Annotated in this window: 16 protein-coding genes; 8 read left to right on the forward strand and 8 right to left on the reverse strand. The window is 65.4% G+C overall.

Going from position 1 to position 13563, the window contains the following annotated elements; all coding sequences use genetic code 11:
• Nucleotides 1–24: 24 nt before the first annotated feature.
• Genes IP89_RS07110 through IP89_RS07120 form a run of 3 tightly spaced genes read right to left on the reverse strand, consistent with a single transcriptional unit; the run spans nucleotide 25 to nucleotide 1373 of the window.
• Nucleotides 25–231, reverse strand: coding sequence for a DUF1289 domain-containing protein (locus IP89_RS07110; RefSeq protein WP_043308647.1), 207 nt, complete (start codon nucleotides 229–231; stop codon nucleotides 25–27).
• Entirely contained in the window at nucleotides 228–752 is a 525-nt protein-coding gene (locus IP89_RS07115; protein WP_043308648.1) for a gamma carbonic anhydrase family protein, read from the reverse strand. The genes IP89_RS07110 and IP89_RS07115 overlap by 4 nt, the downstream gene beginning before the upstream one ends.
• 12 nt (nucleotides 753–764) lie before the next feature.
• Nucleotides 765–1373, reverse strand: coding sequence for a CoA pyrophosphatase (locus tag IP89_RS07120; protein WP_043308649.1), 609 nt, complete (start codon nucleotides 1371–1373; stop codon nucleotides 765–767).
• A 136-nt stretch (nucleotides 1374–1509) separates the two neighbouring features.
• Between IP89_RS07120 and IP89_RS07125 the strand changes: the two genes are divergently transcribed.
• Together IP89_RS07125 and IP89_RS07130 are read left to right on the forward strand one after the other, a co-directional pair.
• Nucleotides 1510–2055: an NUDIX hydrolase gene (locus IP89_RS07125; RefSeq protein WP_043308650.1), complete on the forward strand. Its 546-nt coding sequence runs from the start codon at nucleotides 1510–1512 to the stop codon at nucleotides 2053–2055.
• A gap of 197 nt (nucleotides 2056–2252) precedes the next feature.
• A complete protein-coding gene (locus IP89_RS07130) occupies nucleotides 2253–2483 on the forward strand; it encodes a DUF2789 domain-containing protein (RefSeq protein WP_043308651.1) in 231 nt (76 codons plus the stop codon).
• A gap of 1 nt (nucleotide 2484) precedes the next feature.
• Here IP89_RS07130 and IP89_RS07135 read toward each other — a convergent pair whose 3' ends face one another.
• On the reverse strand, nucleotides 2485–3369 hold the full coding sequence (locus IP89_RS07135; protein WP_052080990.1) for a hypothetical protein: 885 nt from the start codon (nucleotides 3367–3369) through the stop codon (nucleotides 2485–2487).
• 157 nt (nucleotides 3370–3526) lie between these two features.
• On the opposite strand from IP89_RS07135, the gene IP89_RS07140 reads away from it, so the two are divergent.
• From IP89_RS07140 to IP89_RS07160, 5 genes are all read left to right on the forward strand, one after another.
• The gene (locus IP89_RS07140; protein ID WP_043308652.1) at nucleotides 3527–4030 is read left to right on the forward strand and encodes a murein L,D-transpeptidase family protein; all 504 of its coding nucleotides are present in this window, start codon (nucleotides 3527–3529) and stop codon (nucleotides 4028–4030) included.
• Nucleotides 4031–4270: 240 nt separating this feature from the next.
• The gene (locus IP89_RS07145; protein ID WP_043308653.1) at nucleotides 4271–4720 is read left to right on the forward strand and encodes a MarR family winged helix-turn-helix transcriptional regulator; all 450 of its coding nucleotides are present in this window, start codon (nucleotides 4271–4273) and stop codon (nucleotides 4718–4720) included.
• A gap of 190 nt (nucleotides 4721–4910) precedes the next feature.
• Nucleotides 4911–5336, forward strand: a complete 426-nt coding sequence (locus IP89_RS07150; protein WP_043308654.1) for an organic hydroperoxide resistance protein — start codon at nucleotides 4911–4913, stop codon at nucleotides 5334–5336.
• A 25-nt stretch (nucleotides 5337–5361) separates the two neighbouring features.
• The gene (locus IP89_RS07155) at nucleotides 5362–5619 is read left to right on the forward strand and encodes a DUF2790 domain-containing protein (protein WP_043308655.1); all 258 of its coding nucleotides are present in this window, start codon (nucleotides 5362–5364) and stop codon (nucleotides 5617–5619) included.
• A gap of 43 nt (nucleotides 5620–5662) precedes the next feature.
• Nucleotides 5663–6682 carry an alpha/beta hydrolase gene (locus tag IP89_RS07160; RefSeq protein WP_043308656.1) on the forward strand — a complete coding sequence of 340 codons (1020 nt, stop codon included), beginning with the start codon at nucleotides 5663–5665 and terminating at the stop codon, nucleotides 6680–6682.
• Nucleotides 6683–6741: 59 nt separating this feature from the next.
• Here IP89_RS07160 and IP89_RS07165 read toward each other — a convergent pair whose 3' ends face one another.
• From IP89_RS07165 to purL, 3 genes are all read right to left on the reverse strand, one after another.
• Nucleotides 6742–7059, reverse strand: a complete 318-nt coding sequence (locus tag IP89_RS07165) for a YqfO family protein (RefSeq protein WP_043308657.1) — start codon at nucleotides 7057–7059, stop codon at nucleotides 6742–6744.
• Nucleotides 7060–7233: 174 nt separating this feature from the next.
• Nucleotides 7234–7497: a CDGSH iron-sulfur domain-containing protein gene (locus tag IP89_RS22970; protein ID WP_081963195.1), complete on the reverse strand. Its 264-nt coding sequence runs from the start codon at nucleotides 7495–7497 to the stop codon at nucleotides 7234–7236.
• A 48-nt stretch (nucleotides 7498–7545) separates the two neighbouring features.
• A complete protein-coding gene (gene purL, locus IP89_RS07170) occupies nucleotides 7546–11442 on the reverse strand; it encodes a phosphoribosylformylglycinamidine synthase (RefSeq protein WP_043308658.1) in 3897 nt (1298 codons plus the stop codon).
• Between the two features lie 146 nt (nucleotides 11443–11588).
• Between purL and mltF the strand changes: the two genes are divergently transcribed.
• Nucleotides 11589–13061 (forward strand): membrane-bound lytic murein transglycosylase MltF, encoded by a 1473-nt coding sequence (gene mltF, locus IP89_RS07175; protein ID WP_043308659.1) that lies wholly within the window; start codon nucleotides 11589–11591, stop codon nucleotides 13059–13061.
• Here mltF and IP89_RS07180 read toward each other — a convergent pair whose 3' ends face one another.
• Complete coding sequence (locus tag IP89_RS07180) at nucleotides 13062–13529, reverse strand: hypothetical protein (protein ID WP_043308660.1); 468 nt, start codon at nucleotides 13527–13529, stop codon at nucleotides 13062–13064. It lies immediately after the preceding gene.
• Nucleotides 13530–13563 lie beyond the last annotated feature (34 nt).

Raw genomic sequence — 13563 nt, forward strand, 5'->3', positions numbered from 1 at the left:
CCTCGGAGAAGGGAGAAAAGGAATTCAGTGGCGCGCAGGCTGCTGCAAAAACTGCCCGGCGGCGCGTGTGCGCTCGATGCAGTGCTGCAGCACTTCACGGCGCTCGTCGTTGCTCATGCGGCCCCAGCGGGTGATCTCGTCCGCCGTGCGCTGGCAGCCGATGCAGATGTCGTGGTCGTCCAGCGCGCAGACGCTGACGCAGGGCGACTTGACCGGGCGTTCGTCGCTCACGCGTCGTCCTCGACCAGGTCGCGAGCGTAGCGCTGAGCGTTGTGCACGTAATGGGCGGCGCTGCCTTCGAGCATCTTCTTCTGCTGCTCGGTGAGTTCGCGCACCACCTTGCCTGGGCTGCCCATCACCAGGCTGCCGTCGGGAATGACCTTGCCTTCGGGGATCAGGCTGTTGGCGCCGATGATGCAGTACTTGCCGATCTTGGCGCCGTTGAGGATCACCGCGTTGATGCCGATCAGGCTGTAATCGTCCACGCTGCAGCCGTGCATCATCACGTTGTGACCAACGGTGACGCCCTTGCCGAGAGTCAGCGGGAAGCCCATGTCGGTGTGCATCACGGTGCCGTCCTGCACGTTGCTGTTCTCACCGATGTGGATCAGCTCGTTGTCGCCACGCAGCACGGCGCCGAACCAGACGTTGGCGCCTTGGTCCAGGCGCACCTTGCCGATCACCGCCGCAGTCGGGGCAATCCAGCTCTCGGGATGGGCTTCGACGCGGACGTCACCCAGGCGATATTTCATCGGGAAATCCTCTCAGACCTTGATGATCCGGACCGAAGGCTGCGGTGGCCGCTCCAGGTCGATGCCGGCGTCGAACGCCAGGTTGACCAGTTCGACGATCATCACCGCCGTCAGGCCCCAGATCTTGTAGTTGTCGTAGTGGTAGCAGGGCACGTACCAGCTGCGCCCCTCGTAATCGATGCGGTGGGTGACCTCGCGCGGACTGTCGAGGAAGAAGCGCAGCGGCACGGAGAACACCGCGGCGATCTCGTCGTCGTTGGGCCGGTACTCGACGTAGTCCGGCACCACGCCGACCCAGGGCGTGACCTGGATACCGAAGCGCGACACCAGCGGGCTGAGCGGGCCGACCATTTCCACCAGGCCGGGCGGCAGGCCCACCTCCTCCTCCGCCTCGCGCAGGGCGGTGAAGGCCAGGTCGGGGTCGGTGGCATCGCGGCGGCCACCGGGGAAGGCCACCTCGCCGCCGTGGGTGGACAAGCCGCTGGCGCGCAGGGTCAGCACCAGTTCCGGCTCGTCACTGCGGGTCAGCGGCACCAGCACGGCCGCCTCGGGATGGCGCTGGTCGGTCTCCAGGATGCGCGGGCTGTGGCCGCGCACACGCTGCAGGAGCTCGTCGAGCATGATCGTTCTCGGTTCTTTTCTTCTGCCCGGCATCATGGCACGAAGGCGCAGCCTGCCCAAGACCCGCAGATCGTCGATGCGCTTGCCGCCGTCCCGACGCGGCGCCAAGATGGGCGACGATCCAGGAGAAATCGACATGAAGTTCTGCAGCCAGTGCGGCGGCCCGGTGGAGCAGCGTATTCCCCAGGGCGACAACCGCCTGCGCTTCGTCTGCCCGCAGTGCCAGACCATCCACTACCAGAACCCGCGCATCGTCGCCGGCTGCCTGCCGGTGTGGGGCGAGCAGGTGCTGCTGTGCCGCCGCGCCATCGAGCCGCGCCGCGGCTACTGGACGCTGCCGGCCGGCTTCATGGAGAACGGCGAGACCATGGCCGAGGCGGCCATGCGCGAGACCGACGAGGAAGCCTGCGCGCGGGTGCGCGACCTGCACCTATATACCCTGTTCGACCTGCCGCACATCAGCCAGCTCTACGTGTTCTTCCGTGCCGAACTGGTCGACCTGGACTTCTGCGCCGGCGAGGAGAGCCTGGAGGTACAGCTGTTCCACGAGCATGAAGTGCCGTGGAAGGAACTGGCCTTCCCCACCGTGGGTCGGACCCTTAAGTGCTACTTCGCCGATCGCCGCGAGCAGCACTATCCGATCCGCAACGAAGGGATGGCAGCGCTGCGCCCAGGCAACTGACGGCGTCTATAGTCCTTTCTGCAGCGTCAGAACCTGTTCAAGGTCTCGCGAGCTAGAGCCAAAGGGTGGCGGAAAGGGCCGAGGAAGCGGAGTTTACGAGTGGTAAATGAGCATTCCGAGGCTGTTTCCAACGCCGTTTAGCCGACGCGCAGCAGACCTTGAGCAGGTTCTCAGATCGACCACACCGGGAGGGACTCATGGACACCAGCAAGCACAACTTCAGCGGCCTGTTCAAACAGCTCGGCCTGCCCAACGGTAAGGCCGATATCGAGACCTTCCTGCGCGAGCACCGCCTGGCCGAGGGTCAGGCCCTGCCCAAGGCGCCGTTCTGGAACAAGGCCCAGTCGCAGTTCCTCAGCGAGGCCCTGGCCAACGACTCGGACTGGGCGGAGGTCGTCGACGAGCTGGCCGTACTGCTCTCGCCCTGAGTCAGAGCTCCAGGGGCAGGCGCAACAGGCTGGCGGCGACCTGCGGGTCGTCGGCGTCGGTGACCAGCAGCAGGCTGCCGTCTTGCGCCAGGGCAATGCCCTCCACCTTCCACTGCCCATCCAGCTGCGCCAGGCATCGCACCTGGCCATCGTGCTCCACCAGGCCGATCATCGCGCCCAGACAGGCGCCATCGTTGTAGCTGTCCGCCGTATTCTCGGCCACCGCACTGAACAGCCAGCGGCCATCGGCCAGTGCCGCACCATCGGTGAAACCCAGAGCTACGCCGTTCAGCTCACCCAGTTGCAGCGGCTGGATGGCTCGCGGCAACGGCGCAGCAGCGCGCCCCAGCAGCCAGTCGCGCAACTCGCTCCAGCCATATTGCACGGCGGCATTGCTCGCCTGGCCCTGGTTACCGCGCTGCAGCAGGAGGAACTCCTCGCCGAGCAGGAAGCCGCCCTCGATATTCAGCTCGCTGAAGTGCGTGTGCAGCGGCTGGTAGAGAGGCGCCAGGTCGATCAGCCGTGACTGGCTACTCGCCTCCAGCCCCAGCAGCACGCCACGCTGGCGCCCCTCCGTGGAGCCAGACCCTAGAGCTAGCAACGCCCCCGCCGCAAAGCCATCCATGGCCGGCAGCAGCGCCAGCACCTCAAGATCCGGCTTGGCCGCCTTGCGCGCCTTCTTCTCCGCGGGCAGCTCGCCCTCGAACAGGCGCAGCAGGCTGCCGCCGTGCATATCGTCGAGGTTGAACTGGCCCAGGTGCAGTTCGTCGTCGGCCACCACGAACAGGTTACGGTCCACACGCACCAGGGCGCTGGCTGCGCTCAGATGATCGCCCTGCGCCCCAGGGGGCAGACGCAGGTGACGCAGCAGTTCGGGTTGGGACATCGCCTACTCCTTGGGCAGATTGCTCTTCGCGGCTGATCCTAACCAGCACACCATCCGACTGGCGAGGATTGAACATCACCGGCGGCATAGGCAGACTCTCGCGCTATAACAACCTGATCCATCAGGGCCAACACTGATACACCCCCGGAACATCGCAATGCGCTGGCTGCTCGCCCTACTCTGCATCACCCTCACCGGCCTGTCCCAGGCCACCCCGGCCCCCGCGCCCAGCGGCAAGCCGGTGGACAAGGTGCTGGTCGTCAAATCCGAACGCAAGCTGCACCTGATGGGGCGCGGCGAGGTGCTCAAGTCCTACCGCATCTCGCTGGGCAAAATCCCCACCGGCGCCAAGGTGCGCGAGGGCGACCTGCGCACGCCGGAAGGCTTCTACTGGATCGACTGGCGCAAGACCAGCGACAAGTACAACCTGTCCATGCACATCTCCTACCCCAACGCCCGCGATGCCGCCAATGCGCGCAAGAAAGGCGTCTCGGCTGGCGGCATGATCATGATCCACGGCACCCCGCTGGACGATGAGTACCCCGAGTGGTTCTTCAACACCTTGGACTGGACCGAGGGCTGCATCGCCATGCGCAACGCCGACATGCGCGAAGTCTGGAGCATGGTGCAGGACGGCACGCTGATCGAGATCCGCCCCTGACGATTTGCTGCGCGTCGGCCGGGCGTTGTTGGGAGAAGGCCTCGGGTGCTCATTTACCCTATGTAAACTCCGCGCCCTCGGCCTCCTCCCGCCTAGCCCGGCTCTAGCTCGCAGAATCGTGTAGTCCCTGCGTCCAGTAACGAATGAGGCGCCTACGGGCGCCTTTTTCATGCGCGGGATTTGCCGGAAGATAATTTGCGCGATAAATTATTGTGCAAATATTGAACAGAGGTACCCGTCATGAAAGCTCCACAGTCCTGTGCAGCCCTGCAGCTGGACAACCAGCTCTGCTTCGCCCTGCACTCCACCTCGCTGCTGATGACCAAGGCCTACAAGCCCTTGTTGCAGAGCATCGGCCTGACCTACCCGCAATACCTGGCCATGCTGGTGCTGTGGGAAGGCGACGGCATCACCGTGGGCGAGATCAGCGCGCGCCTGCTCACCGACCCCGGCTCGCTGACGCCGCTGCTCAAGCGCCTTGAAGCCGAAGGCATGATCACCCGCACCCGCAGCAGCGCCGACGAGCGCGTGGTGGAACTGCGCCTGACCGACAAGGGCCGCAGTCTGCAGCAGGAGGCCGAACGCTTCCCCGCCTGCATCCTCGAAGCCAGTGGCCAGACCCTGGAGCAGATTGGCGCCCTCAAGGACCAGATCGTCGCCCTGCGTAGCGAGCTACAGAAGTCCGTCTGACCCCCGCTGCCGCCCGCTCGGGCGGCACCTGGCGCCCATCGCCGCCTCGCTTATTTCCAATCGATCGAATCTTCAGAGCTAATTCATCTAACAATTAACTTGCGCGCAAAATTAAATCGCACTAGATTTCTCATCACGCACTTACTTGGCGCGCAAAACTTTAGACAGCAAGCTACCAGGAGATACCACCATGCAAACCATCAAAGCTCTCTACACCGCTACCGCTACTGCCACCGGAGGCCGCGACGGCCGTGCCGTTTCCTCCGACGGTTTCCTCGACGTCAAGCTGACCACCCCGCGTGAACTGGGCGGCGCCGGCGGCGAAGCCACCAACCCCGAGCAACTGTTTGCCGCCGGCTACTCGGCCTGCTTCATCGGCGCCCTGAAGTTTGTCGCCAGCCAGAAGAAACAAGCCTTCCCGGCTGACGCCTCGATCACCGGCAAAGTCGGCATCGGCCAGATCCCCGGCGGTTTCGGTCTGGAAGTAGAACTGAACATCAGCCTGCCGGGCATCGAGCGCACCACCGCCGAAGAACTGATCGCCGCAGCCCACCAGGTCTGCCCTTACTCCAACGCCACCCGCGGCAACATCGACGTCCGCCTGGTACTGGTCTGAGCCAGCACTCAATAGGAGAACAGCCATGAACATTCGTCATATCGCCAGCAGCAGCCTCGCCGCACTCGCCCTCGTCGCCAGCTCGCTGACCTTCGCCGGGCAGCCGGCCAGCGAATACCGCTACGGCCAGGCGCTGGATGTCAAAGAAGTGATCAGCCTGCAGGAAGCCGATGCGCGCTACTGCGAAGTGGTTGAGGCGCGCATGGTCTACCTCGATTCCGCCGGTGCCGTGCAAGCCGTGACCTACCTCAAGCAAGCCGACAACTGCCACAACCAGGGCTGAGGCCCTGGTTCACCCCCAAATTCGATTCGCCAGGAGAATGATCATGAACATCAAGCAACTCGTTGGAAGCGGCCTGCTCACCCTGGCCATCACTCAAGCCTTCGCCGCCGGCAGCCCCGGCGTGGAACACAACACCCAGGCCTTCCTCCAGGCCCTGGAAGCCGGCGGCGGCAAGCCGCTGGAAACCCTCAGCCCGCAAGACGCCCGCGCCGTGCTGGTCGGCGCCCAGGCCTCGGTCAAGGTCGATCTGTCCGGCGTGAGCGTGTCGGAGAAGACCGTCCAGGCTGGCGGCCAGTCGATCGCCCTGACCATCGTCCGCCCCGAGGGCGTGAAGGGTGAGCTGCCGGTATTCATGTTCTTCCACGGCGGCGGCTGGGTGCTGGGTGACTATCCGACCCATGCCCGCCTGATCCGCGACCTGGTAGTGAACTCCGGAGCCGTGGCCGTCTACGTCGGCTACACGCCGTCGCCGGAAGCCAAGTACCCGACTGCCATCGACCAGGCCTACGCGGCGACCAAATGGGTCGGCGAACACGGCAAGGAAATCAACGTGGACAGCTCGCGCCTGGCCGTGGCCGGCAACAGCGTCGGCGGCAACATGGCCGCGGTGGTCGCGCTCAAGGCGAAAGAGGCCGGCGTGCCGAAACTGCGCTTCCAGCTGCTGCTGTGGCCGGTGACCGATGCAAGCTTCGAGACGGCGTCCTACAACCAGTTCGCCCAGGGCCACTTCCTGACCAAGCCGATGATGCAATGGTTCTGGGACAGCTACACCACCGACCCAAAACAGCGTGCCGAACGTTTCGCCTCACCGCTGCGCGCCACCCCGGAACAGCTGAAAGGACTTCCGCCGACCCTGATCCAGACCGCCGAGTTCGACGTGCTGCGTGACGAGGGCGAGGCCTACGCGCGCAAACTGGACGCCGCCGGAGTCACCGTCACCGCGGTGCGCTACAACGGCATGATCCACGACTACGGCCTGCTCAACCCGCAGGCCCATGTTCCGGCCGTGCAGGCCGCCATGCGTCAGGCCGGTGTCGAGCTGAAGCAGCACCTGCAGAAGTAATCCACAGGCGCAAAACAAAAGCCCCGGTCATTGGCCGGGGCTTTTTTATGGGCAGCTTGCTAAAACTGCAGGTCGGACAGGCGCCACACATCGAAGGCCGGCGTCTCGTAGGGATGGGCCTTCTTCATGGCCTTGACCGTGTCGTGGATCAGCTCATCGGCCACCACCATCTCCACCTTCCACTCCGCCACTTCCTCGACGCGCTCGAGCTGGCCGAGGAACGGGTTGCTGCCGGCCAGGGCGCGGAACTGGCCCTTGCCCAGGGTCTGCCAGCAGCAGCTGTCGTATTGCCCAATGCGTCCTGCACCCGCCGCGAACACCGCGGCCTTCACTTCATCCAGATGACTTTCCGGTACGTAGAAACAGAACTTGTACATCCAGCCCCTCCGAGCTTCGACGAATACAGCGACACGCAGGCCGCACTGCCAGGGAGATACTGGCATTTTGCCTCAACCCTGTTACACGGCCTAGCTCGTGACTTGTGCTTGGAGTACGGCGCCAGCGATTCGTCCCATGACCGGCTAGAGCCTTTAGCCATAAAACGAAGCGGCTTAATCACCCTTGGAGAAGCGCTGCCAGCGCGCCTTGAGGCCCACTGCAGGCGGATTGTGGCTACCGTCGCAATAGGGCATGCGCGCGGACAAACCACAGCGGCACAGCAGCACGAACTGCTGACGAACGGGCTGCAGGAGCAGACCATCGGTGCAGCCAGCGGAGCAATCGGGAAGGGCGGAAGAGCGTCCGCAGCGGCACAGCAGATGAGTCTCGCCGGGAGAAACCTGGCGGACTTCAGGAAGGAGGGGATCGTCGGCCATCACGCCGCACGGCGTGCCCCTCCCCCGTGCGGGAGAGGGGCGCAGCCATCAGTCGACCCAGACGCGCGCGTTGCGGAACATGCGCATCCAGCCGGCATCTTCCTGCCACTCATCCGGGCGCCAGGAGTTCTGCACGGCGCGGAACACCCGCTCCGGGTGCGGCATCATGATGGTCACGCGGCCGTCGCGGCTGCACAGACCGGTGATACCACGCGGCGAGCCGTTCGGGTTGGCCGGGTAGGTCTCGGTGACCTTGCCGTGGTTGTCGATGAAACGCAGGGCCACGGTGCCGGACAGGTCCGACTCCAGCAGTGCCTCCTCGCTCTCGAACTCGGCATGGCCTTCGCCGTGGGCGATGGCGATCGGCATGCGCGAACCGGCCATGCCCTGCAGGAAGATCGACGCCGACTCCTGCACCTGGACCATGGCTACACGCGCCTCGAACTGCTCCGAGCGGTTGCGCACGAAGTGCGGCCAGAACTCGGTACCCGGAATCAGCTCGTGCAGGTTGCTCATCATCTGGCAGCCGTTGCACACGCCGAGGGCGAAGCTGTCCTTGCGCTCGAAGAAGGCCTGGAAGCCATCACGGGCGCGGCTGTTGAACAGCACCGACTTGGCCCAGCCCTCACCGGCGCCGAGCACGTCGCCGTAGGAGAAGCCACCGCAGGCCACCAGGCCCTTGAAGTCTTCCAGGCTGATGCGGCCGGCGAGGATGTCGCTCATGTGCACGTCGATGGCCGAGAAGCCGGCGCGGTCGAAGGCCGCGGCCATTTCCACCTGGCCGTTGACGCCCTGCTCACGCAGGATCGCAACCTGCGGACGCACACCCTTTTTGATGTAGGGCGCGGCGATGTCCTGGTTGACGTCGAACGACAGCTTGGTCGACAGGCCCGGGTTGTCCTCGTCGAGGATCAGGTCGAATTCCTGGTCGGCGCAGTCGGCGTTGTCGCGCAGGCGCTGGATCTGGTAGCTGGTCTCGGCCCACTGACGCTGCAGCAGACGGCGCTGGCCGCCGAACACCGGCTCGCCATTGAAGCTGATGGCCACGTCGCTGCCGTTGATCGGCTGGCCGATCACCGCCACGCAATCGCCGAGGCCGGCGGCGCTGAACTGGGCGAGGATTTCCGGGGTAGCGTCCTGACGCACCTGGATCACCGCACCCAGCTCCTCGTTGAACAGCACGGCGGCCAGTTCGGAGGCGTCGTCGGCCAGACCGTCGAGGAACAGGTTGAGGCCGCAGTGGCCGGCGAAGGCCATTTCCAGGGCAGTGGTCAGCAGGCCACCGTCGGAGCGGTCGTGGTAGGACAGGATATGGCCGTCGGCATTCAGCCCCTGGATCACGGCGAAGAAGGCCTTGAGGTCTTCGGCGTCGTCGACGTCCGGCACGCTTTGGCCGAGCTGGGCAAAGGTCTGCGCCAGGATCGAGCCGCCCAGGCGGTTCTGCCCGCGGCCGAGGTCGATCAGGATCAGGTCAGTCTCGCCCTTGTCCAGGCGCAGCTGCGGAGTCAGGGTCTGACGAATGTCGGCGACCGGTGCGAAGCCTGTGATCACCAGCGACAGCGGCGAGGTCACGCTCTTCTCTGCGCCCTCCTCGCTCCACTTGGTCTTCATCGACATCGAGTCCTTGCCCACCGGAATGGTGATGCCCAGCGCCGGGCACAGCTCCATGCCGACCGCTTTCACGGTGTCGTACAGGCGCGCGTCTTCGCCCGGGTGGCCGGCGGCGGCCATCCAGTTGGCGGACAGTTTGATGTCGGACAGCTTCTCGATGCGCGAAGCGGCCAGGTTGGTAATGGTCTCGCCGACCGCCATGCGCCCGGAGGCCGGAGCGTCGAGCAGGGCCAGCGGGGTGCGCTCGCCCATGGCCATGGCTTCACCGGTGTAGACGTCGAAGCTGGTGGCGGTCACGGCGCAGTCGGCCACCGGCACCTGCCACGGGCCAACCATCTGGTCGCGGTTGACCAGGCCAGTGATGGTGCGGTCGCCGATGGTGATCAGGAAGCTCTTGCTGGCCACGGCCGGGTGACGCAGCACGCGGGTCGCCGCTTCTTCGATATCGATGGTGGAAGCGTCGAAGTCATCGCCCTGCTCCGCCTCGCGAGCCACGCTGCGGTGCATGCGCGGCGGCTTGCCGAGCAGCACTTCCAGCGGCATGTCCACCGGCTTGTTGCCGAAGTGGCTGTCGGACACGGTCAGGTGCGGCTCGGCGATGGCCTCGCCGACCACGGCGAACGGGCAGCGTTCACGCTCGCAGATGGCCTTGAAGCGCTCGAAGTCCGCGGCGTCCACGCTCATCACGTAGCGTTCCTGCGACTCGTTGCACCAGATCTCGTGCGGGGCCATGCCCGGCTCGTCGTTCGGCACGGCGCGCAGCTCGAAGCGACCACCACGGCCGCCGTCGTTGATCAGCTCCGGCAGGGCGTTGGAGATGCCGCCGGCGCCGACGTCGTGAATGAACTTGATCGGGTTGTCGGCGCCCAGCTGCCAGCAGCGGTCGATCACTTCCTGGCAGCGACGCTCCATTTCCGGGTTGTCGCGCTGTACCGAGGCGAAGTCCAGGTCGGCGGAGCTGGCACCGGTAGCCATCGAGGAAGCGGCGCCGCCGCCCAGGCCGATAAGCATGGCCGGGCCGCCGAGCACGATCAGCTTGGCGCCGACCGAGATCTCACCCTTCTGCACATGATCTTCACGGATGTTACCCATGCCACCGGCCAGCATGATCGGCTTGTGGTAGCCGCGGACTTCTTCGCCACGCGGGCTCTGCACCGCCTGCTCGAAGGTACGGAAGTAGCCGTTCAGCGCCGGGCGACCGAATTCGTTGTTGAACGCGGCGCCGCCCAGCGGGCCCTCGATCATGATGTCCAGCGCGGTAACGATGCGCTCGGGCTTGCCGTAGGGCTTCTCCCAGGGCTGCACGAAACCGGGGATGTTCAGGTTGGACACGGTGAAACCGGTCAGGCCGGCCTTCGGCTTGGCGCCGCGGCCGGTAGCACCTTCGTCGCGAATCTCGCCGCCGGAGCCGGTGGAGGCGCCAGGGAACGGGGCGATGGCGGTCGGGTGGTTGTGGGTTTCCACCTTCATCAGGATGTGCACCGGCTCGACGGTCGCGCCGTATTCGCGGGTGGCCGGGTTGGGGAAGAAACGCCCGGCCTGGTGGCCGACGATCACCGAGGCGTTGTCCTTGTAGGCGGACAGCACGCCGTCGCTGTGCATCTGGTAGGTGTTCTTGATCATGCCGAACAGCGACTTGTCCTGGCTCTCGCCGTCGATGTCCCAGCTGGCATTGAAGATCTTGTGGCGGCAGTGCTCGGAGTTGGCCTGGGCGAACATCATCAGTTCGACGTCGTGCGGGTTGCGGCCCAGGGCGGTGAAGTTCTTCACCAGGTAGTCGATCTCGTCTTCGGCCAGGGCCAGGCCCAGCTGCACGTTGGCCTGCTCCAGGGCGGCGCGGCCGCCACCGAGCACGTCCACCGCGGTCAGCGGCTTGGGCTGGGCATGGCTGAACAGGCCGGCGGCCTCTTCCTGGCTGCCCAGCACCAGCTGGGTCATGCGGTCGTGCAGCACGGCGGCGACGGCCTGGCGGTCGGTTTCGCTCAACTCACCGCTGACGTAATAGGCGATGCCGCGCTCAAGGCGTTCGATCTTGGCCAGGCCGCAGTTACGGGCGATGTCGGTAGCCTTGCTCGACCAGGGCGAAATGGTGCCGAAGCGCGGAATGACCAGGAACAGCTGGCCGCTGGGTTCCTGCACCGGAACACTCGGGCCGTACTTCAGCAGCCGGGCCAGTACCTGCTCTTCGCTGGCGTCGAGCAGGCCGGTCACTTCGGCGAAGTGGGCGAACTCGGCGTACAGCCCGGTCACGGCAGGGACCTTGGTGGTCAGTTGCGAAAGCAGTTTGCCGTGGCGGAAGGCGGAAAGAGCGGGCGTGCCGCGCAGGATCAACATCGTGAACAGCCTCTGGGAAGGGGTGTGCTTAGAGGCCGTGCATTCTAGCCTAAAGCGCCCGCCGACGGCACCCTCGGCGGCATCTAGCAGAGCGCCGCAATACTGTCGAGATATGGCACCCGTTGGGCTTTGCGTATACTGCGCCGATGTTTGCCCACATTGCGTTGCGCATCCGCACGACCGCCGGCTTGTTGGCGACCTCTATCCTCCTGCTGCTCGCGGGCTGCGACGGTTCTGCCGCCAAGCAGCCCAGCACTCTCGAGCGCGTGCAAGAGGAGGGTGTGCTACGCGTGGTCACCCGCAACAGCCCGACCACCTATTTCCAGGATCGCAACGGCGAGACCGGCTTCGAGTACGAACTGGTCAAGCGCTTCGCCGACAACCTGGGCGTCGAGCTGAAGGTCGAGACCGCCGACAACCTCGATGACCTGTTCGCCCGCCTCAACCAGCCGGGCGGCCCGGTGCTGGCCGCCGCCGGCCTGGTCGCCAGCGACGGGCGCAAGGCCCAGGCCAACTTCTCTCGCGCCTACCTGGATGTCACCCCGCAGATCATCTACCGCGACGGCCAACGCCGCCCCAGCCGCCCCGAAGAGCTGATCGGCCGGCGCATCCTGGTGCTCAAGGGCAGCAGCCACGCCGAACAGCTGGCCGAGCTGAAGAAGACCTTGCCAGAGCTGCAGTACGAGGAGTCTTCCGACGTCGAGGTGGTCGATCTGCTGCGCATGGTCGATGAGGGCCAGGTCGACCTGACCCTGGTCGACTCCAACGAACTGGCGATGAACCAGGTATATTTCCCCAACGTGCGCGTCGCCTTCGACCTGGGCGAGCCGCGCAGCCTGGGCTGGGCGGTGGCCGCCGGCGAGGACGACAGCCTGCTGCGCGAGGCCAACCACTTCCTCAACCTGGTCGAGGAAAACGGCAGCCTGCAGCGCCTCAAGGAGCGTTACTACGGCCACGTCGACGTGCTCGGCTACGTCGGTGCCTACACCTTCGCCAAGCATCTGCAGCAGCGCCTGCCGCGCTACGAGCAGCACTTCAAGAAGGCGGCCGAGAAGCACAAGGTGGACTGGCGCCTGCTGGCCGCCATCGGCTACCAGGAATCGCTATGGACCCCCGACGCCACCTCCAAGACCGGCGTACGCGGTCTGATGATGCTGACCCAGAGCACTGCCCAAGCCATGGGCGTGGTCAACCGCCTGGACCCGAAACAGAGCATCGCCGGCGGAGCCAAGTACTTCACCCTGGTGCACGGCGGCCTGACCGAGGACATGAGCGAGCCGGACCGCACCTGGTTCGCCCTCGCCGCCTACAACATCGGCATCGCCCACCTGTCGGACGCACGCAAGATGGCCCAGGCCGAAGGCCTCGACCCGAACAAGTGGCTGGATGTGCAGAAGATGCTGCCACGCCTGTCGCAGAAGCGCTGGTACAGCAAGACCCGCTACGGCTATGCCCGCGGCGGCGAGACCGTGCACTTCGTGCGCAACGTGCGGCGCTACTACGACATTCTCAACTGGGTGACCCAGCCGCAGCTGGAAGGCAGCCGCGTCGCCGAGAGCAACCTGCACGTCCCCGGCGTGGACAAGACCGTGCCGAAGGACGAGCCGAGCCAGCTCTGATCAGCGCACCCGCTGGTTGCCCTTGGTGCAATGCTGACGCGCCTGCTCCGCGGCGGACAGGCTGCGATACGCGCCCATGCAAGCGGCCATGTTGTCCATCGGCTGCACACTCAGGCGCGACTCCGCGTCGACCCCGACCAGATAGGCATGGTCATAGCGCGAGCGCTCGTACCAGGGCTCGATCTCCTGCGCGCTGGTCACGCAGTGGTACTGCATCTGCACGCTGAAGCCCTTCATCTTGTCCTTGCGCAGGATGTGGTGGTACTTCAGCCAGTCGCCATCGCGCTGGCCCTGGCGCAACGCCTCCTGGCAACCCGCCAGGTCGGTGATGTCCGGTTCGTTGAGGAAGATGGTCTGCGCCATGGTGCTGGCATTGAGCCCCGCGGTCGCCAGCAGATAGACCTTGTCCTGCTCGGCCTGCGCCGCAGAACCGAGCAACAGCAGCGACAACCACAATCCCTGTTTCACAGACACGCTCTCCAATAGTCACGATGCGCCGCAG

The organism is Pseudomonas sp. ML96, assembly GCF_000761545.1.
GTDB lineage: Bacteria > Pseudomonadota > Gammaproteobacteria > Pseudomonadales > Pseudomonadaceae > Aquipseudomonas.

Coding starts and splice junctions, on each gene's coding strand:
- IP89_RS07135 (WP_052080990.1), bottom strand. CDS start 3,369: ATGTCCCAACCCGAACTGCTGCGTCACCTGCGTCTGCCCCCTGGGGCG.
- IP89_RS07160 (WP_043308656.1), top strand. CDS start 5,663: ATGAACATCAAGCAACTCGTTGGAAGCGGCCTGCTCACCCTGGCCATC.
- IP89_RS07145 (WP_043308653.1), top strand. CDS start 4,271: ATGAAAGCTCCACAGTCCTGTGCAGCCCTGCAGCTGGACAACCAGCTC.
- IP89_RS07150 (WP_043308654.1), top strand. CDS start 4,911: ATGCAAACCATCAAAGCTCTCTACACCGCTACCGCTACTGCCACCGGA.
- IP89_RS07155 (WP_043308655.1), top strand. CDS start 5,362: ATGAACATTCGTCATATCGCCAGCAGCAGCCTCGCCGCACTCGCCCTC.
- mltF (WP_043308659.1), top strand. CDS start 11,589: ATGTTTGCCCACATTGCGTTGCGCATCCGCACGACCGCCGGCTTGTTG.
- IP89_RS07140 (WP_043308652.1), top strand. CDS start 3,527: ATGCGCTGGCTGCTCGCCCTACTCTGCATCACCCTCACCGGCCTGTCC.
- IP89_RS07115 (WP_043308648.1), bottom strand. CDS start 752: ATGAAATATCGCCTGGGTGACGTCCGCGTCGAAGCCCATCCCGAGAGC.
- IP89_RS07125 (WP_043308650.1), top strand. CDS start 1,510: ATGAAGTTCTGCAGCCAGTGCGGCGGCCCGGTGGAGCAGCGTATTCCC.
- IP89_RS07120 (WP_043308649.1), bottom strand. CDS start 1,373: ATGCTCGACGAGCTCCTGCAGCGTGTGCGCGGCCACAGCCCGCGCATC.
- IP89_RS22970 (WP_081963195.1), bottom strand. CDS start 7,497: ATGGCCGACGATCCCCTCCTTCCTGAAGTCCGCCAGGTTTCTCCCGGC.
- IP89_RS07165 (WP_043308657.1), bottom strand. CDS start 7,059: ATGTACAAGTTCTGTTTCTACGTACCGGAAAGTCATCTGGATGAAGTG.
- IP89_RS07130 (WP_043308651.1), top strand. CDS start 2,253: ATGGACACCAGCAAGCACAACTTCAGCGGCCTGTTCAAACAGCTCGGC.
- purL (WP_043308658.1), bottom strand. CDS start 11,442: ATGTTGATCCTGCGCGGCACGCCCGCTCTTTCCGCCTTCCGCCACGGC.